Annotated in this window: 21 protein-coding genes; 8 read left to right on the top strand and 13 right to left on the bottom strand. The window is 49.4% G+C overall.

Going from position 1 to position 22,265, the window contains the following annotated elements:
- Positions 1-72 precede the first annotated feature (72 nt).
- Both IB286_RS02860 and IB286_RS02855 read right to left on the bottom strand, forming a co-directional pair.
- Positions 73-1,230 carry an acyl-CoA dehydrogenase family protein gene (locus IB286_RS02860; RefSeq protein ID WP_190762219.1) on the bottom strand — a complete coding sequence of 386 codons (1,158 nt, stop codon included), beginning with the start codon at positions 1,228-1,230 and terminating at the stop codon, positions 73-75.
- Positions 1,231-1,267: 37 nt separating this feature from the next.
- On the bottom strand, positions 1,268-1,966 hold the full coding sequence (locus IB286_RS02855) for a glutathione S-transferase family protein (RefSeq protein WP_190762218.1): 699 nt from the start codon (positions 1,964-1,966) through the stop codon (positions 1,268-1,270).
- Positions 1,967-2,082: 116 nt separating this feature from the next.
- Here IB286_RS02855 and rpiA point away from each other — a divergent pair, with 116 nt between their 5' ends.
- Positions 2,083-2,754: a ribose-5-phosphate isomerase RpiA gene (rpiA, locus tag IB286_RS02850; RefSeq protein ID WP_190762217.1), complete on the top strand. Its 672-nt coding sequence runs from the start codon at positions 2,083-2,085 to the stop codon at positions 2,752-2,754.
- 10 nt (positions 2,755-2,764) lie between these two features.
- On the opposite strand, the gene IB286_RS02845 is transcribed toward rpiA, so the two are convergent.
- Both IB286_RS02845 and IB286_RS02840 read right to left on the bottom strand, forming a co-directional pair.
- Complete coding sequence (locus IB286_RS02845; RefSeq protein ID WP_190762216.1) at positions 2,765-3,439, bottom strand: fumarylacetoacetate hydrolase family protein; 675 nt, start codon at positions 3,437-3,439, stop codon at positions 2,765-2,767.
- Positions 3,440-3,466: 27 nt separating this feature from the next.
- Positions 3,467-4,879, bottom strand: a complete 1,413-nt coding sequence (locus tag IB286_RS02840; protein ID WP_190762213.1) for an FAD-binding oxidoreductase — start codon at positions 4,877-4,879, stop codon at positions 3,467-3,469.
- 85 nt (positions 4,880-4,964) lie between these two features.
- Here IB286_RS02840 and serA point away from each other — a divergent pair, with 85 nt between their 5' ends.
- The 4 genes from serA to IB286_RS02820 all read left to right on the top strand — a co-directional run bounded on the left by serA (position 4,965) and on the right by IB286_RS02820 (position 7,230).
- Positions 4,965-6,191 (top strand): phosphoglycerate dehydrogenase, encoded by a 1,227-nt coding sequence (gene serA, locus IB286_RS02835; RefSeq protein ID WP_190762210.1) that lies wholly within the window; start codon positions 4,965-4,967, stop codon positions 6,189-6,191.
- 5 nt (positions 6,192-6,196) lie between these two features.
- A complete protein-coding gene (locus IB286_RS02830; protein ID WP_190762208.1) occupies positions 6,197-6,571 on the top strand; it encodes a hypothetical protein in 375 nt (124 codons plus the stop codon).
- A gap of 97 nt (positions 6,572-6,668) precedes the next feature.
- Entirely contained in the window at positions 6,669-6,893 is a 225-nt protein-coding gene (locus IB286_RS02825; RefSeq protein WP_190762206.1) for a type II toxin-antitoxin system prevent-host-death family antitoxin, read from the top strand.
- Positions 6,886-7,230, top strand: coding sequence for a type II toxin-antitoxin system RelE/ParE family toxin (locus IB286_RS02820; protein WP_190762204.1), 345 nt, complete (start codon positions 6,886-6,888; stop codon positions 7,228-7,230). The genes IB286_RS02825 and IB286_RS02820 overlap by 8 nt, the downstream gene beginning before the upstream one ends.
- 60 nt (positions 7,231-7,290) lie before the next feature.
- Here the strand turns inward: IB286_RS02820 and IB286_RS02815 are convergent, their stop codons facing one another.
- The 5 genes from IB286_RS02815 to IB286_RS02795 all read right to left on the bottom strand — a co-directional run bounded on the left by IB286_RS02815 (position 7,291) and on the right by IB286_RS02795 (position 12,583).
- The gene (locus IB286_RS02815) at positions 7,291-9,171 is read right to left on the bottom strand and encodes a hypothetical protein (protein ID WP_190762202.1); all 1,881 of its coding nucleotides are present in this window, start codon (positions 9,169-9,171) and stop codon (positions 7,291-7,293) included.
- Between the two features lie 109 nt (positions 9,172-9,280).
- On the bottom strand, positions 9,281-9,967 hold the full coding sequence (locus tag IB286_RS02810; protein WP_190762200.1) for a TorF family putative porin: 687 nt from the start codon (positions 9,965-9,967) through the stop codon (positions 9,281-9,283).
- Positions 9,968-10,168: 201 nt separating this feature from the next.
- Positions 10,169-11,413 (bottom strand): ammonium transporter, encoded by a 1,245-nt coding sequence (locus IB286_RS02805; protein WP_190762199.1) that lies wholly within the window; start codon positions 11,411-11,413, stop codon positions 10,169-10,171.
- A gap of 66 nt (positions 11,414-11,479) precedes the next feature.
- Complete coding sequence (glnK, locus tag IB286_RS02800) at positions 11,480-11,818, bottom strand: P-II family nitrogen regulator (protein ID WP_190762197.1); 339 nt, start codon at positions 11,816-11,818, stop codon at positions 11,480-11,482.
- Positions 11,819-11,890: 72 nt separating this feature from the next.
- Positions 11,891-12,583: a TorF family putative porin gene (locus IB286_RS02795; protein ID WP_190762195.1), complete on the bottom strand. Its 693-nt coding sequence runs from the start codon at positions 12,581-12,583 to the stop codon at positions 11,891-11,893.
- Between the two features lie 459 nt (positions 12,584-13,042).
- Here IB286_RS02795 and IB286_RS02790 point away from each other — a divergent pair, with 459 nt between their 5' ends.
- Positions 13,043-13,294: an accessory factor UbiK family protein gene (locus IB286_RS02790; protein ID WP_190762193.1), complete on the top strand. Its 252-nt coding sequence runs from the start codon at positions 13,043-13,045 to the stop codon at positions 13,292-13,294.
- Between the two features lie 67 nt (positions 13,295-13,361).
- Positions 13,362-14,849: a YifB family Mg chelatase-like AAA ATPase gene (locus tag IB286_RS02785; RefSeq protein WP_190762191.1), complete on the top strand. Its 1,488-nt coding sequence runs from the start codon at positions 13,362-13,364 to the stop codon at positions 14,847-14,849.
- Between the two features lie 49 nt (positions 14,850-14,898).
- Here IB286_RS02785 and IB286_RS02780 read toward each other — a convergent pair whose 3' ends face one another.
- Positions 14,899-15,324 carry an OsmC family protein gene (locus tag IB286_RS02780; protein WP_190762189.1) on the bottom strand — a complete coding sequence of 142 codons (426 nt, stop codon included), beginning with the start codon at positions 15,322-15,324 and terminating at the stop codon, positions 14,899-14,901.
- 62 nt (positions 15,325-15,386) lie between these two features.
- A complete protein-coding gene (locus tag IB286_RS02775) occupies positions 15,387-16,268 on the bottom strand; it encodes an alpha/beta fold hydrolase (RefSeq protein WP_190762188.1) in 882 nt (293 codons plus the stop codon).
- 181 nt (positions 16,269-16,449) lie between these two features.
- On the opposite strand from IB286_RS02775, the gene IB286_RS02770 reads away from it, so the two are divergent.
- The gene (locus IB286_RS02770; protein ID WP_190762186.1) at positions 16,450-17,565 is read left to right on the top strand and encodes a hypothetical protein; all 1,116 of its coding nucleotides are present in this window, start codon (positions 16,450-16,452) and stop codon (positions 17,563-17,565) included.
- A 71-nt stretch (positions 17,566-17,636) separates the two neighbouring features.
- Here IB286_RS02770 and IB286_RS02765 read toward each other — a convergent pair whose 3' ends face one another.
- Both IB286_RS02765 and IB286_RS02760 read right to left on the bottom strand, forming a co-directional pair.
- On the bottom strand, positions 17,637-20,366 hold the full coding sequence (locus IB286_RS02765; RefSeq protein ID WP_190762183.1) for a TonB-dependent receptor domain-containing protein: 2,730 nt from the start codon (positions 20,364-20,366) through the stop codon (positions 17,637-17,639).
- 95 nt (positions 20,367-20,461) lie between these two features.
- Positions 20,462-22,213, bottom strand: coding sequence for a serine/threonine protein kinase (locus IB286_RS02760; RefSeq protein WP_190762181.1), 1,752 nt, complete (start codon positions 22,211-22,213; stop codon positions 20,462-20,464).
- Positions 22,214-22,265: the final 52 nt, after the last annotated feature.

Here is a 22,265-nt window from a genome sequence, read left to right as displayed (position 1 = left end):
TTCCCTAGCGTTAACCACTATAGTTTAGTGGACTGATATGACAATAGCGCAACAGGCTGTCACGCTTACCCGTTACCGATTTTTACTTGGCAAGGTGCCCATCAGCTTACAGATAATACTGAGCATGACTTCATCGGCACCGCCGCCAATACTAATCAGGCGATTATCGCGATAAGCGCGGGCAATGGGGTTGTCCCACATAAAGCCCATGCCGCCCCAATACTGCAGACAGGCATCGGTGACTTCGCGAGACAAGCGCCCGACTTTTAATTTGGCCATAGAGGCTTTCATGGTCACATCTTCGCCGTTGATATAGCCCTCAACCGCGCTATATACCAAGGCTCGCAGGGCTTCGACCTCGGTTTGTAATTCCGCCAAGCGAAAATGAACAGACTGATTATCCAGCAGCGATTGTCCAAATATCTGACGCTCGCGGGTGTAGTCGATGGTCTGCTGAATACAGCCTTCCATGCCTTTGAGGTTACCCGCCGCGGCGTAAAGCCGCTCCTCTTGAAACTGGATCATCTGATAGACAAAGCCCTGCCCCTCATCGCCGATACGGTAGCGTTGCGGCACACGAACATCGTCAAAAAACACCTGCGCGGTATCAGAGGCGCGCATACCGAGCTTGTCGAGCTTTTCTGAAAAACTCACACCGGGCGTTTTGGTCGGCACAATAATCAGTGATTTATTAGTGTGAGCATTGCCCTCGCTGGTATTGGCGAGCAGGCATAAGTAATCGGCCTGGGTGGAATTGGTAATCCACATTTTGCTGCCATTGATAATGTAGTCGTCTCCGTCTTTGCGGGCCGTGGTTTTAATCGCCGCCACATCCGAACCTGCATGCGGCTCACTCACCGCAATGGAAAATACCGCATCACCGGCAATGGCCGGCACCAGAAATTCACGGCGTAATTCATCACTGCCAAACTTGGCTAGTGCCGGCGTGGCCATATCGGTTTGCACGCCAATCCCCATCGATACGCCACCGCTCGCGACCCGGCCCAGTTCTTCGGAGAACACCACTTGATAACTGTAATCTAGCCCCATACCGCCATAGGCTTCTGGCTTGGCAATACCGAGCAGCCCCAAATCGCCCATTTTTTTGAATAGCTCATGGGCAGGGAAAATTCCCGCCCGCTCCCATTCATCGCAATAGGGGTTGATCTCTTTATCAACAAACTGCGCAACCGTTTGGCGCAGGGCTTGGTGCTGTTCGGTAAGAATCATGAGGTGACCTCTTATTATTTTTTTCAGATTAGATGGATTATCGAGCGGTTAAATCCGGCAAATCCATACCAAAGGGATAGGGCAGCGGCCTAAAGGAGGAGGCCTCAATCCCGACATTCTCAACCCGCTTATACGCTGGCCGCTCTTTTATACGCGCTAAATAATCGCGCACATGCGGTGCATAGCATTCCGCCAAGCCCAGAGATTCTCCCAGCCACAGCGCAAAACCCACCGCGATATCGGCAATAGTAAAGCGGCCATCACAGAGATATTCACGGTTTTCCAGATGCGCATTGAGGCGTTTCAGGCGCGCCAAAAACCATTTGGCATAATCTTCAACAACTTTGGGGGAGCGATTTTCTGGCGCTTCCAATTGGGAGTAACGCAATACCAAGGTCAACGGAAAAGTCAGAGTGGCATCGCTCTGAAACAGCCAGTTCAAAAAATCACCGTACTCGGGATGATCTATCGGCAACATCAACTCATGCTGCTGAAAGCGCTCTGCCAGATACAGACAAATGCCACTGGACTCGGTCATGCTGATTTCGCCGTGGGTAAAATACGGCACGGTACCCAGCGGGTTATCTTCCAGAAATTCGCGCTGAAACATTCGCGGCGGAAACGGCAGGTTGACCAGCTCGTAATCCAGCCCCATTTCCTCTAGCGCCCACAGTGGCCGCAGTGAACGGGAGCCCCAGCAGTGCCAAAGTTTGGGTTTGGCGGTTTCAGTCGTCATTATCATTTTCCCTGTTTTTTGGTGTTGCCGCAGTCTACGCCACCACAGAGGATGAATGAAGTCTGTCTAGGCTCTATACTAGGCGGCTCGAACTCAACCCACAGCAAGACACCCTTATGACTCAAGATGAATTGAAAAAAGCGGTCGCCGCTGCCGCCATCGAGATGGTGAAACCCGCAATTTTTGACGGTGAAATCATCGGCATTGGCACAGGCTCCACCGCCAATTTCTTTATCGATTTGCTCGCGGAATTTCGTGACGACATTAAAGGCACTGTTGCCAGCTCCGAGGCATCGGCCCAGCGTCTGCGCAGTCACGGCATTGAAGTAATCGAGCTAAACGATGCTGGAACCCTAGGGGTTTACGTGGATGGCGCCGATGAAAGCAATAGTCATTTGGAGCTGATTAAAGGCGGCGGCGCAGCGCTGACCCGCGAAAAAATTGTGGCAGCGGCCAGCAAGAAATTTATCTGCATTGCCGACGAGAGCAAATTGGTTGATCAGCTTGGCGCCTTCCCCTTGCCAGTGGAAGTAATCCCCATGGCGCGCAGCTATGTCGCACGTGAGTTGCTCAAAATGGGCGGCAATCCGGTTTATCGTGAAGGCGTGGTAACAGACAACGGCAATATCATTCTCGATGTGTACGATTTTATGATCGCCACACCGCAGAAAACCGAAGAAGAGATTAATGCCATTGTCGGCGTAGTGACCAACGGCCTGTTTGCGCTGCGCCCAGCCGACGTGCTGCTACTAGGCACCAGCAATGGGGTGAGAGAAATCACCCCTTAGAAACTCGGGCTTATTTTACGCTGGCGCGTTGAACAATCACCGGCTCGCCAGCAAACAGTAATTCAGCTTGTAGTTCATCACCTGACACCAGTGGGCCTACCCCCGCTGGCGTTCCAGTTAGCACCACATCACCCGGTTGCAGGGTAAAACTCTGGCTGATTTCCGCCAGCAGCTCCGGCAATGCAAAAATCATATCGTTACACTGGCCATCCTGCTGCACTGCTCCGTTGCGGGTTAGACGCAAACCACATTGCTGCCAATCTGAAATCGCCTCGACACTGATGAAGTTTGATATCGGACAGGCACCGTCAAAGGCCTTGGCGCGCTCCCAAGGATGACCCTTGGTTTTAAGCTGTGACTGCAAATCGCGCAGGGTTAAATCCAGCGCTAGGCCGTAACCCGCCACAGCCAGCATCGCATTTTCAGGCGCAGCACGGCTTAATTTGGCACCAATCAGCACCGCCATTTCCAACTCGTGATGGCAGGCACCCAGCCCGGCGGGAAGTTCCAGCCCCTCGCCCATTCTCACCATTGCGGTAGCCGGCTTCATAAACAGAATCGGTGATTCTGGCACCGGGTTATTTAGCTCTTTGGCGTGCTCCGCATAATTGCGACCGACACAAACCACCTTACCCGGCGCAGCTGAAAACGGCGTTCCATCTAAAAATTGATGCTGGTAACTCATAAAAGACTCGATAATAAAACCGGCGGTTCAGTCAAAAATTTTGCCGGGGTTCATCACCCCATTGGGATCAAACACCTGCTTGATCTGACGCATCAGCGCGACTTCTTCCGCGCTGCGCGAGTAACCCAAGTATTGTTTTTTCAGCAAGCCAACACCGTGTTCAGCAGAAACACTGCCTTGATAACGCTGCACAATTTCAAATACGCCAATGCTGACCTTGCCGCACTTTTCAAAAAAGTCAGTCTTGTCTAAATTGTCGGGCTTGAGAATATTCAGGTGCAGATTGCCGTCGCCAATATGGCCAAACCAAATAATTTCAAAGTCGGGATATTCGGCATTCACCAAGTTTTCTACGGCCTCCAAAAAATCAGGCACGCGGGAAATAATGGTGGAAATATCATTTTTATAGGGCGTCCATTGAGAGATGGTTTCAGAAATATCTTCACGCAGCCGCCACAGATTTTTTAGCTGCTCAATGCTCTGACTCATCACACCATCAAGCACCCAGCCTTCTTCTACACAGGCCTCAAACAAGGCCATGGCCTGCTCCGCCACCTCATCGTTAAGGCATTCAAACTCTAGCAACGCATAATAGGGACAGGTCGATTCAAAAGGCCGCTGCAAGCCGCTATGGGCAACCACTTTCTGCAAGGCCTGTTCGGAGAAAAACTCAAAGGCGGTCAAATCCATTTCCGACTGAAAGCGGTTAAACAACTTCATAATGCCGTCGAAGTTTTCCACACCAAGCACAAAGGCCGTGAGGTTACTCGGCTGGCGAGTGAGCTGCATGGTCGCTTCCGTAATTAAACCCAGCGTACCTTCCGCGCCAACGAACAATTGCCGCAAATCGTAACCGGCATTATTTTTCAGCAGACCGCGATTCAATTCCAAAATCTCACCGGCACCGGTTACTACCTTCAGGCCCGCCACCCAATCGCGAGTCATGCCCCAGCGCAACACCTTAATGCCGCCGGCATTAGTGGAAATATTGCCGCCAATTTGCGAGGAGCCCGCCGAGGCGAAATCCACCGGGTAATAAAGGCCGTGCTCTTCAGCAAAGGTTTGCAGGGTTTCGGTAATCACCCCCGCCTGACACACCACGGTGCGATCTACCGGATTAAAGTCAGAAATGTGATTCATATAATCGAAGGACACCACCACTTCACCGCTGGCCGCCACCGCCCCACCACTGAGGCCGGTGCGCCCACCCGAAGGCACAATGGCAAAATGCAGAGCATTGGCCAGCTTGACCACGGCCTGAACTTCTTCGGTAGTGCGTGGAAACACCACCGCCAATGGCGCTGGCTCGTGGGCTTTGGTCCAGTCACGGCCGTGACTGTGCAAGGTATCCTGATCGGTACGCAGCTTATCCTCGCCAACAATGGCGCTAAGTTCGCTCAAAATCGTTTCTGGGGCAGTAATTTGGGGGGCAGACGCCATCGATGGCCTCGAAATAACAACGTGGAAAAGTGTTTTATGATAACATAGCGCGCTTTCTGAACACCTCTCCGCGAGACCACATCCCATGGCGAAAACTTCTCTTGATAAAGCGAAGATCAAATTTCTGTTGCTGGAAGGCGTGCACCAATCCGCCGTAGATGCACTGCAGGCCGCCGGCTACACCAATATCGACTACTACCAAAAAGCACTGCCTGACGACGAGCTCAAGCAAAAAATTGCCGATGCCCATTTTGTCGGCATTCGCTCGCGCACCCAACTGACCGCCGAGGTTTTTGAGGCGGCCAAAAAACTGATCGCTGTAGGTTGTTTCTGTATTGGCACCAACCAAGTGGATCTGCGCGCCGCCACCGAACACGGTATTGCGGTATTCAACGCGCCCTTCTCTAACACTCGCTCGGTTGCCGAGCTGGTTATCGCCGAAGCAATCCTGCTACTGCGTGGCATTGCCGAGAAGAACGCCGCCGCCCACCGTGGTGAATGGCTGAAGACCGCCGTGGGTTCCTATGAAATTCGCGGCAAGCGTCTGGGCATTATCGGCTACGGCTCGATCGGTATGCAGCTTTCGGTTATCGCTGAAAGTCTGGGCATGGAAGTGTGCTTCACTGATGTGGTGAACAAACTGCCACTGGGCAACGCCGTACAAGTGAGCATGGGCGAATTGCTGGCGACCTCGGATATTGTGTCTCTACACGTACCCGAAACCCACTCCACGCAAAATATGATTGGCGCAAACGAACTGGCACAAATGAAAAATGGCGCCATTCTGATTAACGCCTCTCGCGGCACTGTGGTTGATATCGACGCACTGGCCAATTCATTGCGCGACAATAAACTCTCCGGCGCAGCGATTGACGTGTTCCCGGAAGAGCCACGCGGCAATAACGATGAATTCGTGTCGCCACTACGCGAGTTCGACAATGTATTCCTAACCCCGCATATCGGCGGCTCCACCATGGAAGCCCAGCAGAATATCGGCTTGGAAGTGGCCGACAAACTGGCTAAATACTCCGATAACGGCACCAGCACCTCCTCGGTGAACTTCCCCGAAGTGGCCCTGCCTGCCCACCCCGGCAAGCACCGCCTGCTTCACGTTCACCGCAACGTGCCCGGCATTCTCACCGCCATCAACCAAGTCTTCTCTGAGAACAATATCAATATCTCCGGCCAATACCTGCAGACCAATGATGAAGTGGGTTACGTGGTTATTGATATTGATCAGGCGTCTAGTGATCTGGCCCTGCAAAAACTTTCAGAAATTCCTGAAACCATTCGCTGCCGGATTCTGTTCTAAGCAGCATGGCGGATATTCTCGACCCACAACTGGCCGCCTTGGTAGATAAAACTGCCGTGGTCGGCCTCAGTTATTTCGAGGTCGACGGCCAACTGCTGCAGCAGCGCCTACTCGGCGGCACCGTGGTTCGTGTTACCGCCGAGCAAGGCATAACCCTGCGCGATGCGGATGACGAAGAATTTACCATCCCCTCCTCACTCGCCCCCTGGTTTGTCGCCCCCAAAGGCGACTACCCGGCGGGCAACAACAAAACCCTGAGCAACCCCGATTATCTTGTGACCTGGGATATTCACCGCTGCCAAGATACCAACAAGCCTGAAGGTGAGCACCAGTGGTGGGAGTGGGTGGCGAATACCACGCCACCAACAGTGGGAAATTAAACCGTCAAAACCACCAGCACCGATCAATTTATGACCAGTGGAAAACCCCGCAGCTCAAGCCTATAATCAGTCTATATTTAGACCTCTAGGCCAGAAAATGAACATTCAAACCGTTTCTTATCTGAAAGCAAATGCCAACAATCTGTCTTTAGACACCCCTCTACATGTGACCCAAAATGGCAAAGAGGTCTACGTTGTGCAAGATGCCGCCGCATACCAAGAACAGCAAGAAACCCTAGCATTACTGAAGCTGATTAACCTTTCTGAACGCAGCCTAAATCAGAAGGGCCCGCTCTCTCTTGACGAGGCTTTTGATGTCTAAGGGGTATACTGTTGTCGCCACCCCAACATTCAAGATAACACTCAGGAAACTGAGCCAGTTTTTAAGAAATAAATACGGGAACGAAGCCGCAATAAGCTGCCGCGATACCATTAAACTTCAGCTTGAAAAACTCTCAGACAATCCACTTGCTGCCCCCATTAGCGAGCGACTAGCAAGCCTCGGATTTAACGAATACCGCCAGTTACTGGTAGATCAGCACAACTTGGTTTTCTATCGCGTCAATGAAACCACAAAAGAAGTGATACTTATCTTAGTAATGGATAGCCGCCAAAGCATTGCGCAACTTTTATATGAAACAACCCTGCAGATGGAATAATTCTTAACAAAAAAGGCGCTCCTACGAGCGCCCAATTAACATCCCTTCAATAGAAGCCGTTTACTCCTCTTCAGCCTCAGCACGACGTAGATAGCCTGCCGCATCATCGTCCATTTTCTGCAATGCCTCTTGGGACTGAACTGGAATCGCACGAGACTGCTTGTTAATGGCATGTATCTGAGACGCGTTTTCCAAATCCCGAGCACTGGTAATAGATGCAATAGACTCGCGATCCTTAAGGAAGCTGATCACATCTGACCTAATACTGGCCAACTCCGGTTCGTTTTTATGCATTTCCATAATGTAGCGAGGGTATTCAAGATTACGCATTCCAGTACTCGCAAATGTTGTTGTTACCAGTCGGCAAACAATAACCCAAGGCGTAATACTCGAGCGAACCAAGGTGTTTTCTGATCGTGTAGAATCATGAATCGCCGCGCCGGTTGAGATCTTCGACTCTGTAAATGTTCCGTCCACTTTGAAGTAAATTAAGTCACTTTCGAACTGGATCTCAGCAAAAAACAGATGGGCCGAATTCGCTAAAATACGCGCAAATGCGCGAACCAAACCCGCCACTAAAACAAGATGAAGCACCTTTTCAATCACACCGGAAATAGCCAGCACTTCCTCACCCGTTAGCTGGTCAATGCCGTATGCGCCAATCACACCCCGGATAAAGACCAATCCATCTGCGAACGTGAAGGCCAGTGACAAGGTAATAATCGACGCGACCAAGAACAAAACATTGCCAGAAACAAGGCTAGCCAAGCGCGCCTTAATAAATCCCTCACCCAAGTTCATTTCTCTAACCCGAGGCTGAACTTCCTGCATCATTTCGCCATGAAAGCTACCTTTACCTTCAACCTGTTCACGCAGTTGTGGCTCCATACCCTTATAAACCCTATTTGGCACTTCCTTATATCTGCGGTTTGCCATCACCAAATTATCAAGGTTTATAAATATCTCATTGGGATGCACAGACTCCTGCCAATTTTCGCGCAGCTCCGACACCTCCACCGAAGGGTTAGCGAATTTCAATCGTTTATGCAGCATCAACATAATAATTGCCGTGCACGCGCTCGCACTGACAATAATCGCGACTAGGTAATAAACAGTATAAGTAGACGGGAAGTAGACAAGAAACTCACGTGCTTCAGACAAAGGCACGCCCGTAGTTGAACTGAACAAACTCGCAGCTAATCCAACCGCAACCGGCAAGATAATCGCAGCAGAAATAACCTTAACCAACTCTCCGCCACCCATTGATGGAATACTTCTAGCCACATCTCGAGCAATCGCTTTACCCGCCTGTCGCCAAACAAGAAATAGGTATATTGTTAGAGTGATTGAGTACACTGGAAAAATAAACTGTCCAGCTTCACCTGCAAATCCCGCTAGAGTAACAAATGCAACCAGCGCGTAAGCAATAAGAGCAACCACTGTTTTTACCCAAGCGCCAAATAGGCCCTGCGCCATATTTCTTATGGGATACGGCATATAGGTGAGCCGGGGGATGACACTATGTACAAAGCGGGCGAGCAAACCGACTGGCTCAATGAAAGTCGCATTCTTTCTACCCACCACCATCTCTATCAATGATTTCTGGGTATAAAACACATAGCTACTTTCCTCCTGCGCCGTAGAAGACTCGGACGGACTGGCATTGCTAGCAAGTGATGTCGGGTGATTACGACCAACAAAATAGCGAAGCATTGCAAGAACGCCACCAGATACACTTGCAACCCCACTAGCTAAAAGCCCAATACCAAAAGCCACTAGCACCCAGCCCTTATAGGGATCAGTTTGAACTGCTCCGGCCGCAGCCAGCAAAAGATACAAACCCATTAGCGCTACCAGCACGCCGCGTATGCTGGTTACGGCTCCTTCCTTCTTAAATGGATTTCTCAGGCCTAAATCTATCGATCCGTAATCAAATGCCATTGCGCATTCCTTTACTTAGTGCGTATTTAAAGTCGGTATATTGGTAAGGTTTTTCTTGATGGGCAAAAAAAGGCGCCCAAAGGCGCCTTTCATTTCTCTAAGCCTTTAATTACAGGCTTTTAGAGATAGACAGAACCATACGGTCGTCAAGAATATCCGCGTTGGAGTCTGTGTCTGTGCCCACATAAGCCAAGCCCAGAGTCACGCCACCCACGCCATAATTAACGCCAATTTTATAATCGACGTACTGGCTATCGCTATCCACGATGCCGTCTTCCGCACCATCGATATAGCCAATATGGTAATCAATGCTTACTGCTTCATTCACGGCCATGGAGTAGTCCAAGTTAGTGATTACAGCAGAACCGTTGTCACTACCAAAGTACTCAGGCGAGTAGATCACACTTAAAGACGCACCAGCGAAAGAAACACCGACCAAGAATTCATCGTAGTTAGATTCAACTTCTTTGCCTGGATAAATGTAGTGGGTATAACCCAGATCAAGACTAACGCCTTCAGAAACTGCAAAGCTGTAGCCTGCGTACAGATCAAGTTCTTGAGTATTTTCTGTACCTGCACCGCCATCAACATTCGATGACCACGCGCCCAGCGTAAAACCATTGCCAAAGTCGGCATCAAAGCCACCTTGAATCGCGCCACGCTCATTGGTTTGTGACTGTCCACGGAAGGTGTAATCAGAAGCCAAGGTTACGTTGCCAGAAACTTCTACCGCAGAGGCCATTGCCGGCGCAGTGGCCAGAATAGCTAGACCAAGGATTTTTTTAGCTGAGTTCATAATTTCTCTCTCCAAGTTTTTATATATGCCAGTTTATAGTGCAACTAAGCATGGCAGAGAAACTATCACAAAGTTATAAGCACCAGAACAGTGCAAATACCCTTAATTTTTACTTGCTGAATTTATCTAGAAGGGGGAGACTATTCGGCTCAAACAAAAAAGGCGCCCGAAGGCGCCGAAGTAATCACCAAACGGGGAGACTTACTTGTTGGTGAACTCTGGGTAGGCTTCCATACCGCATTCAGAGATATCCACACCTTCGTACTCTTCTTCCTCAGAGACGCGGATTCCCATTACTGCTTTCAGGATGCCCCAAACGATCAGGCTAGCTACGAAGGTCCAGCCGAAGATAACCAGTGCACCGTAGATTTGGCCACCGAAAGTCGCATCGCCATTAGTCAGCGGTACTGCCATTACACCCCACAGACCAACAACACCGTGAACTGAGATCGCACCAACTGGATCGTCGATTTTCACTTTGTCCAAGGCCAAGATTGAGAACACAACCAGTACACCACCTACTGCACCAATCAGAGTTGCAGAAACTGGATCTGGAGACAGTGGGTCAGCGGTAATAGCAACCAGACCAGCCAGTGCACCGTTCAGAACCATAGTCAGGTCAGCTTTGCCAAACAGGATACGGGCAACGATCAGGGCTGCAATCAAGCCACCGCTAGCCGCCGCATTGGTGTTAACGAAAACCTGCGCAGTTGCGTTAGCTTCCTCGATGTTAGACACCATCAGCTCAGAACCACCGTTGAAACCGAACCAACCCATCCACAGGATGAAGGTACCCAAGGTCGCCATTGGCAGGTTTGCACCAGGGATCGCATTAACTTGGCCGTTTTCGCCGTATTTGCCCTTACGAGAGCCCAGCAGCAGAACACCAGCCAGTGCCGCAGAAGCACCACACATGTGAACGATACCGGAACCTGCGAAGTCAGAGAAACCTGCTTCAGACAGGAAGCCACCGCCCCAGCTCCAAGAACCTTGCAGCGGGTAGATAACACCAGTCATCACCACAGCGAAGGCCAAGAAAGCCCACAGCTTCATGCGCTCGGCAACCGCACCGGACACAATCGACATAGCAGTTGCAACGAACACAACCTGGAAGAAGAAGTCTGAAGAACCAGAGTAGTAAGTGTCGCCGTTAGAGGCTAATACTTCTTCTACTGTTGCATCAGAGATTGAGTTACCAAACCAGCTATCTGGCAGGAAGCCGCTTTCGGAACCACCGTACATAATGGTGTAACCGCAAACGAGGTACATGGTACATGCCACCGCAAACAGCGCGATGTTTTTAGTAAGAATTTCAGTCGTGTTCTTAGAGCGAACCAGACCGGCCTCGAGCATGGCAAAACCTGCTGCCATCCACATTACAAAGGCGCCCATCACGAGGAAGTAGAACGTGTCTAGGGCGTACTTGACCTGAATGATGTCTTCCATCACAGCCCTCCAAGGGGAAAGATAAGTATCGTGTTATGGAGCAAGAAGCTCCGCTTATTCGTTTTGTTAAATTGCTTCTTCGCCAGTTTCGCCGGTACGGATACGCACCACTTGCTCTAGGCTGGAAACAAAGATTTTTCCGTCACCAATCTTGCCGGTATTGGCAGACTTGCTGATGGCTTCGATGGTTGGGTCTACATTGCCGTCGGCAACTGCAACCTCAATTTTTACCTTGGGCAGAAAATCAACAACGTATTCCGCACCACGATAAAGTTCCGTGTGGCCTTTCTGACGACCAAAGCCTTTCACTTCAGTCACAGTAATGCCTTGGATACCGATGTCGGAGAGCGCCTCGCGAACATCGTCAAGCTTGAAAGGCTTGATAATCGCTGTAATTAATTTCATTTTTTTCTCCTATGGGTCGCCCCAAAACACAAGTGGATTCGAGACCGGACAAGCCCGGCCTCGAGCACTCAATTACAGGCTTTTAGAGATAGACAGAACCATGCGGTCGTCCGCACTATCACTATTGGCATCAAAGTCGGTACCAACGTAAGCCAGCCCCAGAGTTACACCAGCAACGTCGTAGTTAAAACCAACCGAGTAATCGACATAACCGTCATCGGAGTCCACAACACCAACTTTGTGATCAGTTTGAGCAACGTGGAAATCAATGCTTACCGCATCGTTTACTGACAGGCTGTAGTCCAAGTTCAGAATAAAAGCATCGTCACCACCAGCACCGAAGTAATCTGGAGAGTAAACAAGGGTTACAGAGAAATCAGATACAGAAACGCCAACCACGAATTCGTCGTAATTGAACTCTTTCTCTAGGCCGGGATAAATATAGTGAATGTAGCCCAGATCAATGCTTACGCTTTCAGAAACTGCAAAGCCATAACCACCGTAGATATCCAGCTCTTGTTGCGAAGTACCATCGGGAGCTCCTGCATCTGCATCAATATTTGACGCCCAAGTACCCAGGCTGAAACCGTTGCCGAAATCGACATCGAATCCACCTTGAATCGCACCGCGCTCACTGGTCTGAGAGATACCACGGAAGGTGTAGTCAGAAGCCAGTGTTACGTTGCCGCTTACTTCAGCAGCCGAAGCTGCCATTGGTGCACCCGCCAGAATTGCCAGACCAAGCATTTTTTTCATTGATTTCATTTTCAAAAGTCTCCTAGTTTTTTGAGTGCGCAGTTGAGAAGCACATTTCATCAGAAACCGCACAGCCAACCTAAAAGCACAGGCTGTGCCAAAACTAAAAAAACCAATAAAAACAAAAGGATAAAAAACAATGCCGTTTTTGGACTTAATTTCCGCCACAAAAAGCCCCCAAGCAATGCACCAAAATTGCGCCACGCACCAAAACAGAACAACATTTCGGCAAATTGAAATCTTTTTTCCGCAAACGCCAAATTTGCACTGGCTTTTATCCCTACCGCCCTCGGTCTTCCGCCCTATTTTGAGCATTTATTCAAATTTAACCCCGCAAATCGCGCCCCTATTTGGGTCACGACATCCATCTCTTAACGTGTCAAAGCCGATAATCAACAAAATGCGCTACACTGGCCGCCAGAAAAATCCAAACTCAAAATGCTCGACCGTTACCAATAGGGATTCGAAATGAACAAACCTGACCTGTTCTCCCAATTTGCCCAGCAGGCCAGCCGCCTGATTAGCCAAGGGCCGGATATCCAACAGGACATTGAAGCAAAACTGCAAGTTCTGCTTCAGGGCGCATTAAATAAAATGAATGTGGTTTCGCGGGATGAATACGATGCCCAAGTTGCGGTACTCAACCGTACCCGCGCCAAGCTGGAGGCGCTTGAGGCCCAGCTTGCAGAATTAACCGCCAAGCTAGATCAGCCCTCATAAACTAAACTCCACTCATTAAGGTGGGCATGGATGCTCACCTAGGTCTTATGGACTCAAGGAAGAGCCGATGTCCCTCGCAACTACGCTAAGCCGCGCACGCCTCGGCATTAGCGCCCCCCAAGTCACCGTTGAAGTCCACCTTTCTGGAGGCTTGCCCTGCTTTCAGATTGTGGGCCTGCCGGAAACCAGCGTAAGAGAAAGTAAGGACCGGGTGCGCTCCGCCCTAATTAATTCCGGTTTTGATTTCCCGGTTAGCCGCATTGTGGTCAACCTTGCCCCCGCCGACCTGCCAAAAGAAGGCGGCCGCTTTGATCTACCTATTGCGATTGGCATTTTGCTAGCCTCCAATCAACTGCCCGCAAAGGCCGCTGAAGCCTATGAATTTATTGGCGAATTAGGACTCAGCGGTGAATTACGAGAGATAGATGCGACACTGCCCGCCGCCCGCTACTGCGCCGAAGCCAAACGCATTTTGGTTCTGCCAAAGGCCAATAGCGGCATGGCCACACTGGTTTCACCTGAATCGCTGCGAGAAGCGGACAGCTTGTTGTCGGTTGTTGCGCACTTAAGCGGACAAAGCGAGCTTCCACTTGGACGCACTCATCCTCACGAAATTGATGAGCACCAACAAGCAACACCAGACTTACGCGATGTACGCGGTCAATTATTAGCCCGCCGCGCTCTTGAGATTGCCGCAGCCGGGGGACATTCACTCTTATTCTGCGGGCCGCCCGGCACCGGAAAATCCATGCTCGCCAGCCGCCTTCCCAGCATTTTGCCGCCGCTGACCGAATCAGAAAAAATGGACATTGCCACGCTACAATCGGTCGTTGGCAAGCCCATAAAATTACAGCGCCCGTTTCGCAGCCCTCACCATACCGCGTCTGCCGCTGCACTGGTTGGCGGAGGCAGCCAACCCCGCCCCGGCGAAATTAGTTTGGCTCATCGGGGTGTTTTATTTTTAGATGAATTACCTGAGTTTCCCCGGCGAGTACTGGAAGTATTACGCGAACCCTTGGAAAGCGGCGAGGTGGTTATTTCACGCGCCAGCCAACAACTGACTTTTCCCGCTCGATTTCAGTTAATCACAGCAATGAATCCCTGCCCCTGCGGTTATGATGGCGACCAAGGCATTAGCTGCCGCTGCACCGCGGCGGAAATATCACGCTATCGCAACCGCTTATCTGGGCCGTTATTAGATCGCATTGATTTGCGCGTAACCGTGCCCAGACTTTTACCGGGCGAATTGCAATCCACACCACCCGGAGAATCCAGCAAAAGCGTAAAAGCGCGAGTGATTAAGGCCCGACAAATTCAAGAAAGACGGCAGAGCGATCTAAATGCTTTTATGCCCAGCAACGCAGTGTATCGATTCTGCGAACTCGACCAAGCCAGTCGAGCCTGGCTGCAACAGTTAGAACAAGACAAGCATTTAAGCTCTCGCGCTCAGCATCGGCTTATTAAAACTGCACGCACAATAGCCGACTTAACAGGTTGCGCTGATATTTTGCTAACGCATCTGCAAGAAGCCGCCCTCTATCGGGGCGACTTTTAATGAATGCCGGCGCTTATGATTTTTGCCAGTCGGTAGTATTCGAAAAGTATTAAATACTAATATTGAGATGCACCGGGCAGGCCAAGGAGTTACTGACCAAGCAGTTTTGTTCGGCTTTTTCTAAAAGCGATTTAGCTTTTTCTTTATCCACGCCATCCGCCACACTCAATTTCGCGTTAATGGTCACGCCGGTGAAACGCATTTTTCGCTCTTGCTTATCAAGCACGCCCTCCACGTCACACTCGAGCTGACTCCACTCGAATTTTGAAAATGTGGCAATGGCTCTAAATGACAAAATAAAACAGCTGGAAATCGAAGCGAGAAACAAGGTCTCCGGCGACCACTGATCGCCGGGGCCATCAAACTCAGCCGGCGCAGCTGCCGCCAATGCGGGCAACCCCTCCGCAGTTAGGGCTAGATTTTCATTCCCATTGGCGAGCGCATTAATACGGTAGTGGTGAGGTAAGGCGTGCATAGCAATTCTCCGACATATTTTGCCCAGCTTATCGCAAGCCGTCTGAAATTTACTGATTTACATCAAGCGGCGAAAAACTCGCGCACATCTTTGAGAAAACGCGCTAACTGATCGTGATGCAACCAGTGCCCTGCTCGCTCATAGGTCAGCAACTTGGCATTTTTGAAGTGCTCAATGCGGCCATTGTCGGCGGGATTTTCTAAAAAGGTGTCATCACCCCATAAGATCAAAGTGGGGCACTCAATCTGCTCGTACAACCAGCGCAGCTCCGATTCACTGAAATCTTTGCGAGAAAAACGCCGGGTGTAATTATCAAACTTCCAGCTATAGGTGCCGTCTTCATTCTGGCTAATACCGTGAAAGGCCAAATGCTTGGCCTGCTCCACGCTGAGATGCGGGTTCTTTTCCTGCATCCGCGCATAAGCCTCTTCTAAATTCGGATAGCGTTTTGGCATACGGCTGGAAAGCTCACGCCGAAACTGAATCCACTCGCGCATACTCTCGGTATAGCTGCGCTCACTTTGCTCTTTAATGGTTTCGGTATTCAGGCCGATGCCCTCAATAACCACCAACTTCTTAACATAGTCAGGATAGGTCGCGGCAAAACGCACCGCGATCTGACCACCCATGGAGTGAGCAATTATCGTCACCGGCTTTAGATTCTTCTGCACCACTAATTGCGCAATATCGCTTAAGTAGGCATCACTGCTGTAATGCCCATCTGGCGACCACGCGCTATCACCGTGTCCGCGCAAATCCGGCGCAATAATATGCCAGTCTTTTCTAAGCGAGTGCGCCACCCAATCCCAGTTTCGGCAGTGATCCTGCGCACCGTGAATCAGCAGCAAGGGCTCTGCATCTCGGTTCCCCCAATCCACATAGTGCATCCGCAAACGCTGGGAAATGTAGATATGCGAAGTTGGACCATAGAGTTCTTCTGCCATTATTTTCTCCACCTATTTTTTGAACCAGACAACGCAAACTCAGGCATTACAGAATATAACTGGCTGGGCTTTTTTGTTATCGTGACTAACAGTATTTTCAAAGCCTGATTAATGTAGCGAGTACAGCAATTAATCAGTAGCGCCTTAAGAATAACAAGATTTAGCTTTGCAGGGTTTATAAATGCAGTATCGGCATCTAACAGCGTACGCCCTGCTCAGCTTGAGTATAGGGCTCAGTGCCTGTAGCACAGCTCCGCTGAATCTGCCCGCACCTCATGCCACTGAAACACAAAGTCTGCTTCATCTTGAAGATCAGTTTCATCTGAACAACCTAGCCACTCATTTTCCTGACCCGCTGGCTATCACACCGGAAATGAAAGCCTTTGTAAAACAGCATGTGCCCGAATCGCTGCCCGAAGTCGGCCGACTCCGCTATTTAACTGAAGCGCTGCGCAACCCCAGAACCTTTGGCATTAGCTATCACTCAGGCCTCACCCTGACCGCCGCCGAAACCTTTGAGCAAAAGCACGGCAACTGTATTTCACTCACCGTGCTGTTTATTGCTCTCGCGAAAGAAGCCAAACTCAACGCCTGGGTAAACGAGGTGGTTGAAAATCAGGATCAGGAGTTACTCGCCGACAACCGCATCGCGGTTTACAAACATATTAATGCGGTCGTTCAACTTCCGAATAAACAGGTTGTTGTCGATTTTAGTGACCTTGGTGATGCGTATTTACGCCCGCAACAACGCATACCAGAAACCCGTGCTGCGGCACAGTATTACAGTAATCGCGGCGTGGATATGCTGGGCGAAAATCAACTCGGTCTCGCTTACCAATACTTTAAACGCGCGCTGCAACTCGACACGGGCACCAGCTATATCTGGGGTAATCTCGGCACCCTGCTTAACCGCATGGAGCTATATACCGAAGCGGAAATCGCCTTTCGTGAAGCGTATTCACTGGACAATAATGACCACACCGCACTCGGCAACCTAGAGCGCCTTTATCTCAACAGCGGCAAAAAATCTGAAGCCAAACAAATTCGTCAGGTTATTGTTCGACGACAACTCAATAACCCTTACTGGCATTACGGCATTGCCAAACAAGCCTTTGAAGAAGGCAAAACCGAAGACGCCCTTCGCTCAGCGCTTAGAGCCATTCGTTTGGATAACAGTGAATACCGTTTTTATTATTTCGCCGCACAGATTTATCGCGAACTAGGCGACCGAGACAATTATCACAAGTTTGGTATTAAAGCCGCGATGATGAGAAAGGCAGCGCAGGACGCGGAATAAAAAAATCGGAAATAAAAAAGGCCGGACATTGGAGTCCGGCCTTCAAGCTAATCACAGAATGTTAAATTAACTTAGTAGTTGTATTTAACCGACAAACCGTAAGAAGTACCTACCTCACGCTCATAGGTCACTATGTCACCCGTTTTCACTTCAACATTGTCTTCCAGAATGTTTTTCGCGCTGAATTTAACAGTCACTGATTCTGTCGGATAGTAAGTGTAAACTAGGTCAAGTGAAGTAAACGGCTGCTCCATGCTGTCATCTAGGCTACCGATACCACCCGCACGAACACGCTCGCCATATTCGTTAAACACCAAGGTAGCAGCGTGCTTTTCATCTTCAGAGTCAAAACCTAACTGAAAGTTAATTACATAGTCAGAGGCATTATCCAGTGAACGCACACGGTTCTTAACGTTTACATTAATGGCATCACCCACCACCAGCTCAGAATCAGCCAGAGTCAAGTTACCTGAAACGTAGAACTGTGAAGCGAAGTCACCCAAGAACGACAAATACTTCAGCCATTCGATTTCCACACCTTTGATGCTGCCACTTTCAGCATTTTCAATCGTTGCAGATTGCGTATTTTCAGCACCCGCAGACAAGAAAAATGCGATTGGATCGGTGATGTCTTTATAGAACATCGAAATCGCAAGGTTGTCGCCAGTAGAGAACATCCATTCCGCTCGTACATCGTAGTTGGTAATACCGGATGGACGAACATCAGGGTTACCACTAACAATGACGTTTTCGTCTAGCGGATCACGATAGCTTGCATCAGACACTTCCCGCAGATCTGGCTTCACATTGGTTTCACTCACACCAAAACGCAATTGAAACTCTTCTGCGAGAAAGTCCGGACGAATATAGGTTGCCGCAAGTGTTGGGTAGATATCATCTTGCTGGAACGTACAATCTGGAAACTCTCCGCTTTGATCTGTTGGATCAAATCTTACTTGGCTACCAATCACACGGTATGGCTGCCAAGGACAGCTAAACTGCTTGTAGTCTTCGAAACGAGCACCAACTTCAAGGCGCAGGGTTTCATTCCAGAAAACCTCAAAATCACCGTAGTAAGCATCACTAGCAACAGCGGCAATGTAACTACGTGACAAACCGCTTTGATAAATCAAGCGGTAGTCATAGTCAGGATTCAAGATATTCTCATCAGACAATGCTGATGAAATTGGGTCGTTCAAAGTCGCAATATATTCCGAGCTGGTATTAGTGCTACCAATCGAGAAATCCGTTTGCTTATAAGTCCGTGTTTTCCGGTCAGACATGGAGCCTGCCGTAATTTCAAACGCGAAATCACCCAGAGTGAACGGCCAAGACATCTTGATCCCGCTGCTTTCTACCTGATCTTCAAGATCAGTAAAGCGCACGTTCATCATACGAGGGCCAGAAAGTAGCGAGGTGCTGGTAATAACATTATTAGCTACATCGCGACTGATTTGAGCCTGAATAGAAGTTTCAGAAGGAATCGACGTTGTTGCGGTTGAATCAGAGTAAAACCATTCGATTTTCAAATCATCGAAAATAGATTCACTTAGACCTAGCTTCTCGCGGGTATCGTAGCCTAGCTGATGAGAACCTTCGAGCTGATAAATTTCCAGCTCACGCTCTTCGAAGCGGTAACCATAATCCCTAAAACCCTGTCCACTGCTATAGCTAGTAGATTGGGTATAGTTATTTGAGATATACACCTCGTCATCGGTGTTTCTCAAAAACAGGTTTTTCGACTCGATGCGGTGATCATCGCCGTAACGAACACCAAAATTCAGCGCTGCGGTGATACTCACATTAGTATTGGATTCGTTACGCTCTTTGAACTCTTCGTCGGGATCTAGCTCATCACGAGAATAGCTCGTGGTTGAACGGGTAGATTTGTCGTAAGACAAATCAGCAAGCACACCCACTTCCCACATATTGCCTAGATCAAAGAGATCGCCAACCGTAAGAGAGATACCCGAATCATTCAGAGATTTACTTTCTTCGCTGATGTTTAAATCTCTATAGACCTCTGAGGCCAATTGAGCATTGATTGCCTCAGCTTGAGCCAGAGTAATATCCTGGCCATTACGTGCGAAAGTCGCTTGAATCGCTTGCGGAGAAACATCACCTTCGGGAGCATCAACACTAGTACGATAAGTGCGAAGAGCTGAGTCTATTGCGGAGCTAAAGCCACGCGTACCATCATCCTTGCCCCACTTATCATCACTGCCGCCATTATAGGTAAGCAGATCGTCAGAAATGGAGTTAAAACCGCCTGATAGCTCAAGCGTGAAGGTACGGAAATTAGGAATACCATTAGTACGGATATCCACACTACCACCACCAAAGTTAGCAGGCATATCGGCAGAGAACGTTTTCTGTACCGCAATGGAGCTAACAATGGAGGAAGGTAGAATATCAAGAGGGAGAACGCTACGCGTTAAGTCAGGCGAGGGCACACTTGCGCCATTTAGCAGAGTGCTCGCATAACGCTCACCCAAACCGCGCACATAAACATATTTCCCGTCGACCAGAGTCAGACCAGGAACACGGCGTACCGCTTGTGCAACAGTAGAGTCACCCACGCGGGCAATTTGCTCTGCCCCAATAAAATCTACAACCTGCTCAGATTCCATCCGCTCAATGACGATGTCTTGTGCCGCACTCTTCATGCGGCCTACAACAACAACTTCTTCGAGTGTAGGCTTGAACGATTCCATATCCTGTGCCTGAGCTTGAACAGCCAAACTCAGCGCACTAAGGGTGAAAGCGGGAACAAGCCCGTAATTCACTAGTTTCTTTTTCATCGGAAAAGACCCATGGTTAATTTAGTCCATCTTCAATAGAAAGGGCGCCGTAAGGCGCCCTCTCAAACGGCAATGCAGTGAATGATTAAACCGTATTATTCAAACCACAATGCTTTAGCACGCTTGCCGTCGTGCAGACCATAGGTCCAGTCAGCAGTCCAGTCGCTACCTGCAGATACCGCACCGATAGTCGTCACAGTAGCGTCATCGAATGCTACAGCACCGCCATCTACAACCATGTCCGCAACATCAACAGAGTAGAAGCCGTTAAGAATCACAAAGTCGCCAGTGTCTGGAGTGGTAGAACCATCATCAGCCAAAGTCGTTGCTACAACGTTGTCTTGAGCTTCCAAGAAAGCTTGACCAGTGATCGCACCGTACTCAGAACCTGCCGTGATAGTGAAATCGCCGTTACGATCTTTGTTTGCAGAAATATCGTGACAAGCGAAGACAGAAGTATTGATATTGATCAGACCATTACCCGCATTTTGCAGATCTTCTGAATCTTCCAACTGGAAGCAGTAGTTGGTGAAATCCAAGTTAGCAGCAGGAATATCATTAGCCGCACCAGCATCTTGCTTCAGGGCGTCTGCCGCATAAGCAGTAGTCACAATTGAGCGATTCATGGTGAGGTGGTGAGCTTCTTCAGCGTTGATACCGCCGCTTGGGTCACCGTTACCAGCAACACCAGGACCTTTAGCACTCAGGATACAGGTCAGGTTGTTGATAGTTGCTTTTGAAGTGTAACCTTTAGTGATGTTTGCAGATTTAGTGCTTGAGGCTGAACCGTCAGACTCAACACAGTGTGCACCAGTGCGGTCAGCTTCAACCGTGCTGCCACCTTGGATAACAAGAGCGTTTTCGATGGTGCCGTAGTAGCCTTGGTCAATATCCAGTGAGTCGTCGCGAACATACAGCGCAACGTAGTTAGTCAGGTTAACGTTACCGCCAAAGAACTCAACGCCGTCGTCGTAGTTAGCGTAGATTTCGATGTTTTCCAGAGTAGTACCAGAACCAATCGCACCGAAGTTAATACCATTCAGTTCGTTGTCGTTGTCGATCGCAAAACCAGCATGCTTAACAACAACATAGCGCATAACGCCTGAGTTATCGTTGGCAACCGCACCACCATAGTGGTTAGAAGTTTCACCTTCCGTACCTTCCTGAAGAATCGAACACTCCGTACCTGCGGTAATTACAGGGTTATCTGAGCTAGTTTGATCCCAACCTGCGTCATAAGTACAAGCGTTGGTGAAAGCAAAACCGTTAAGGATCATACCACCCCAAGTCTGGGTCTCTTCTGCTTCAACGTTGCCCAACAAATCAGCTTCTGAAGTAAACGTAATCGGAGCAGTTGAAGTACCGTTTGCAAAGATTTGCGAACCACGCATGATGGCAACGAAGCTCTTCGCGTCCTGGAATGCTACGGTTACACCAGCTTGAATAGTCAGAGATGGGCCATCGCCACCCTCTTCAATGCCAGCCGCTGTCGCTTCTGCCAAAGTCGCGTAGTTTTCACCCACGAACAAGCTACCTTGGAAAATGTGTGCGCCATCGCCAATATCACGCAGAGTGATATTTTCAGTCAGCGGGTTGTCAAAGTTTACGAAGGTTTCGCTATAGATACAGTTAGTGCCATCAGACTGACCAGAAAAAGTAGTGCCACCCTTTACATACTCAGCACAAACAATGCTGCTATTGCCGCCTGAAGTTGTATTGTTGCTGTTGTCGCCAACACTGTTGTCAGTGGTCGAATTGTTTTGGGCGTTCAGGTTAATATCACCACCGCCACAGCCAACAAGTGCCATTGAGGCAGCAAGGGCGCTCATTGCGAAAAGCTTTTTCATTGAATGTCTCCAGAACCAAGTTTGGTTTTTAGGGTGCAAAATTTGACGGAGC

This window comes from Spongiibacter pelagi (genome assembly GCF_014705705.1).
GTDB lineage: Bacteria > Pseudomonadota > Gammaproteobacteria > Pseudomonadales > Spongiibacteraceae > Spongiibacter > Spongiibacter pelagi.
This window is presented reverse-complemented; position numbering and strand designations above follow the sequence as displayed.

Excerpts from the sequence above, each read along its gene's own strand:
- IB286_RS02860 (WP_190762219.1), bottom strand. The coding sequence starts at position 1,230 with ATGATTCTTACCGAACAGCACCAAGCCCTGCGCCAAACGGTTGCGCAG.
- IB286_RS02855 (WP_190762218.1), bottom strand. The coding sequence starts at position 1,966 with ATGACGACTGAAACCGCCAAACCCAAACTTTGGCACTGCTGGGGCTCC.
- rpiA (WP_190762217.1), top strand. The coding sequence starts at position 2,083 with ATGACTCAAGATGAATTGAAAAAAGCGGTCGCCGCTGCCGCCATCGAG.
- IB286_RS02845 (WP_190762216.1), bottom strand. The coding sequence starts at position 3,439 with ATGAGTTACCAGCATCAATTTTTAGATGGAACGCCGTTTTCAGCTGCG.
- IB286_RS02840 (WP_190762213.1), bottom strand. The coding sequence starts at position 4,879 with ATGGCGTCTGCCCCCCAAATTACTGCCCCAGAAACGATTTTGAGCGAA.
- serA (WP_190762210.1), top strand. The coding sequence starts at position 4,965 with ATGGCGAAAACTTCTCTTGATAAAGCGAAGATCAAATTTCTGTTGCTG.
- IB286_RS02830 (WP_190762208.1), top strand. The coding sequence starts at position 6,197 with ATGGCGGATATTCTCGACCCACAACTGGCCGCCTTGGTAGATAAAACT.
- IB286_RS02825 (WP_190762206.1), top strand. The coding sequence starts at position 6,669 with ATGAACATTCAAACCGTTTCTTATCTGAAAGCAAATGCCAACAATCTG.
- IB286_RS02820 (WP_190762204.1), top strand. The coding sequence starts at position 6,886 with ATGTCTAAGGGGTATACTGTTGTCGCCACCCCAACATTCAAGATAACA.
- IB286_RS02815 (WP_190762202.1), bottom strand. The coding sequence starts at position 9,171 with ATGGCATTTGATTACGGATCGATAGATTTAGGCCTGAGAAATCCATTT.
- IB286_RS02810 (WP_190762200.1), bottom strand. The coding sequence starts at position 9,967 with ATGAACTCAGCTAAAAAAATCCTTGGTCTAGCTATTCTGGCCACTGCG.
- IB286_RS02805 (WP_190762199.1), bottom strand. The coding sequence starts at position 11,413 with ATGGAAGACATCATTCAGGTCAAGTACGCCCTAGACACGTTCTACTTC.
- glnK (WP_190762197.1), bottom strand. The coding sequence starts at position 11,818 with ATGAAATTAATTACAGCGATTATCAAGCCTTTCAAGCTTGACGATGTT.
- IB286_RS02795 (WP_190762195.1), bottom strand. The coding sequence starts at position 12,583 with ATGAAATCAATGAAAAAAATGCTTGGTCTGGCAATTCTGGCGGGTGCA.
- IB286_RS02790 (WP_190762193.1), top strand. The coding sequence starts at position 13,043 with ATGAACAAACCTGACCTGTTCTCCCAATTTGCCCAGCAGGCCAGCCGC.
- IB286_RS02785 (WP_190762191.1), top strand. The coding sequence starts at position 13,362 with ATGTCCCTCGCAACTACGCTAAGCCGCGCACGCCTCGGCATTAGCGCC.
- IB286_RS02780 (WP_190762189.1), bottom strand. The coding sequence starts at position 15,324 with ATGCACGCCTTACCTCACCACTACCGTATTAATGCGCTCGCCAATGGG.
- IB286_RS02775 (WP_190762188.1), bottom strand. The coding sequence starts at position 16,268 with ATGGCAGAAGAACTCTATGGTCCAACTTCGCATATCTACATTTCCCAG.
- IB286_RS02770 (WP_190762186.1), top strand. The coding sequence starts at position 16,450 with ATGCAGTATCGGCATCTAACAGCGTACGCCCTGCTCAGCTTGAGTATA.
- IB286_RS02765 (WP_190762183.1), bottom strand. The coding sequence starts at position 20,366 with ATGAAAAAGAAACTAGTGAATTACGGGCTTGTTCCCGCTTTCACCCTT.
- IB286_RS02760 (WP_190762181.1), bottom strand. The coding sequence starts at position 22,213 with ATGAAAAAGCTTTTCGCAATGAGCGCCCTTGCTGCCTCAATGGCACTT.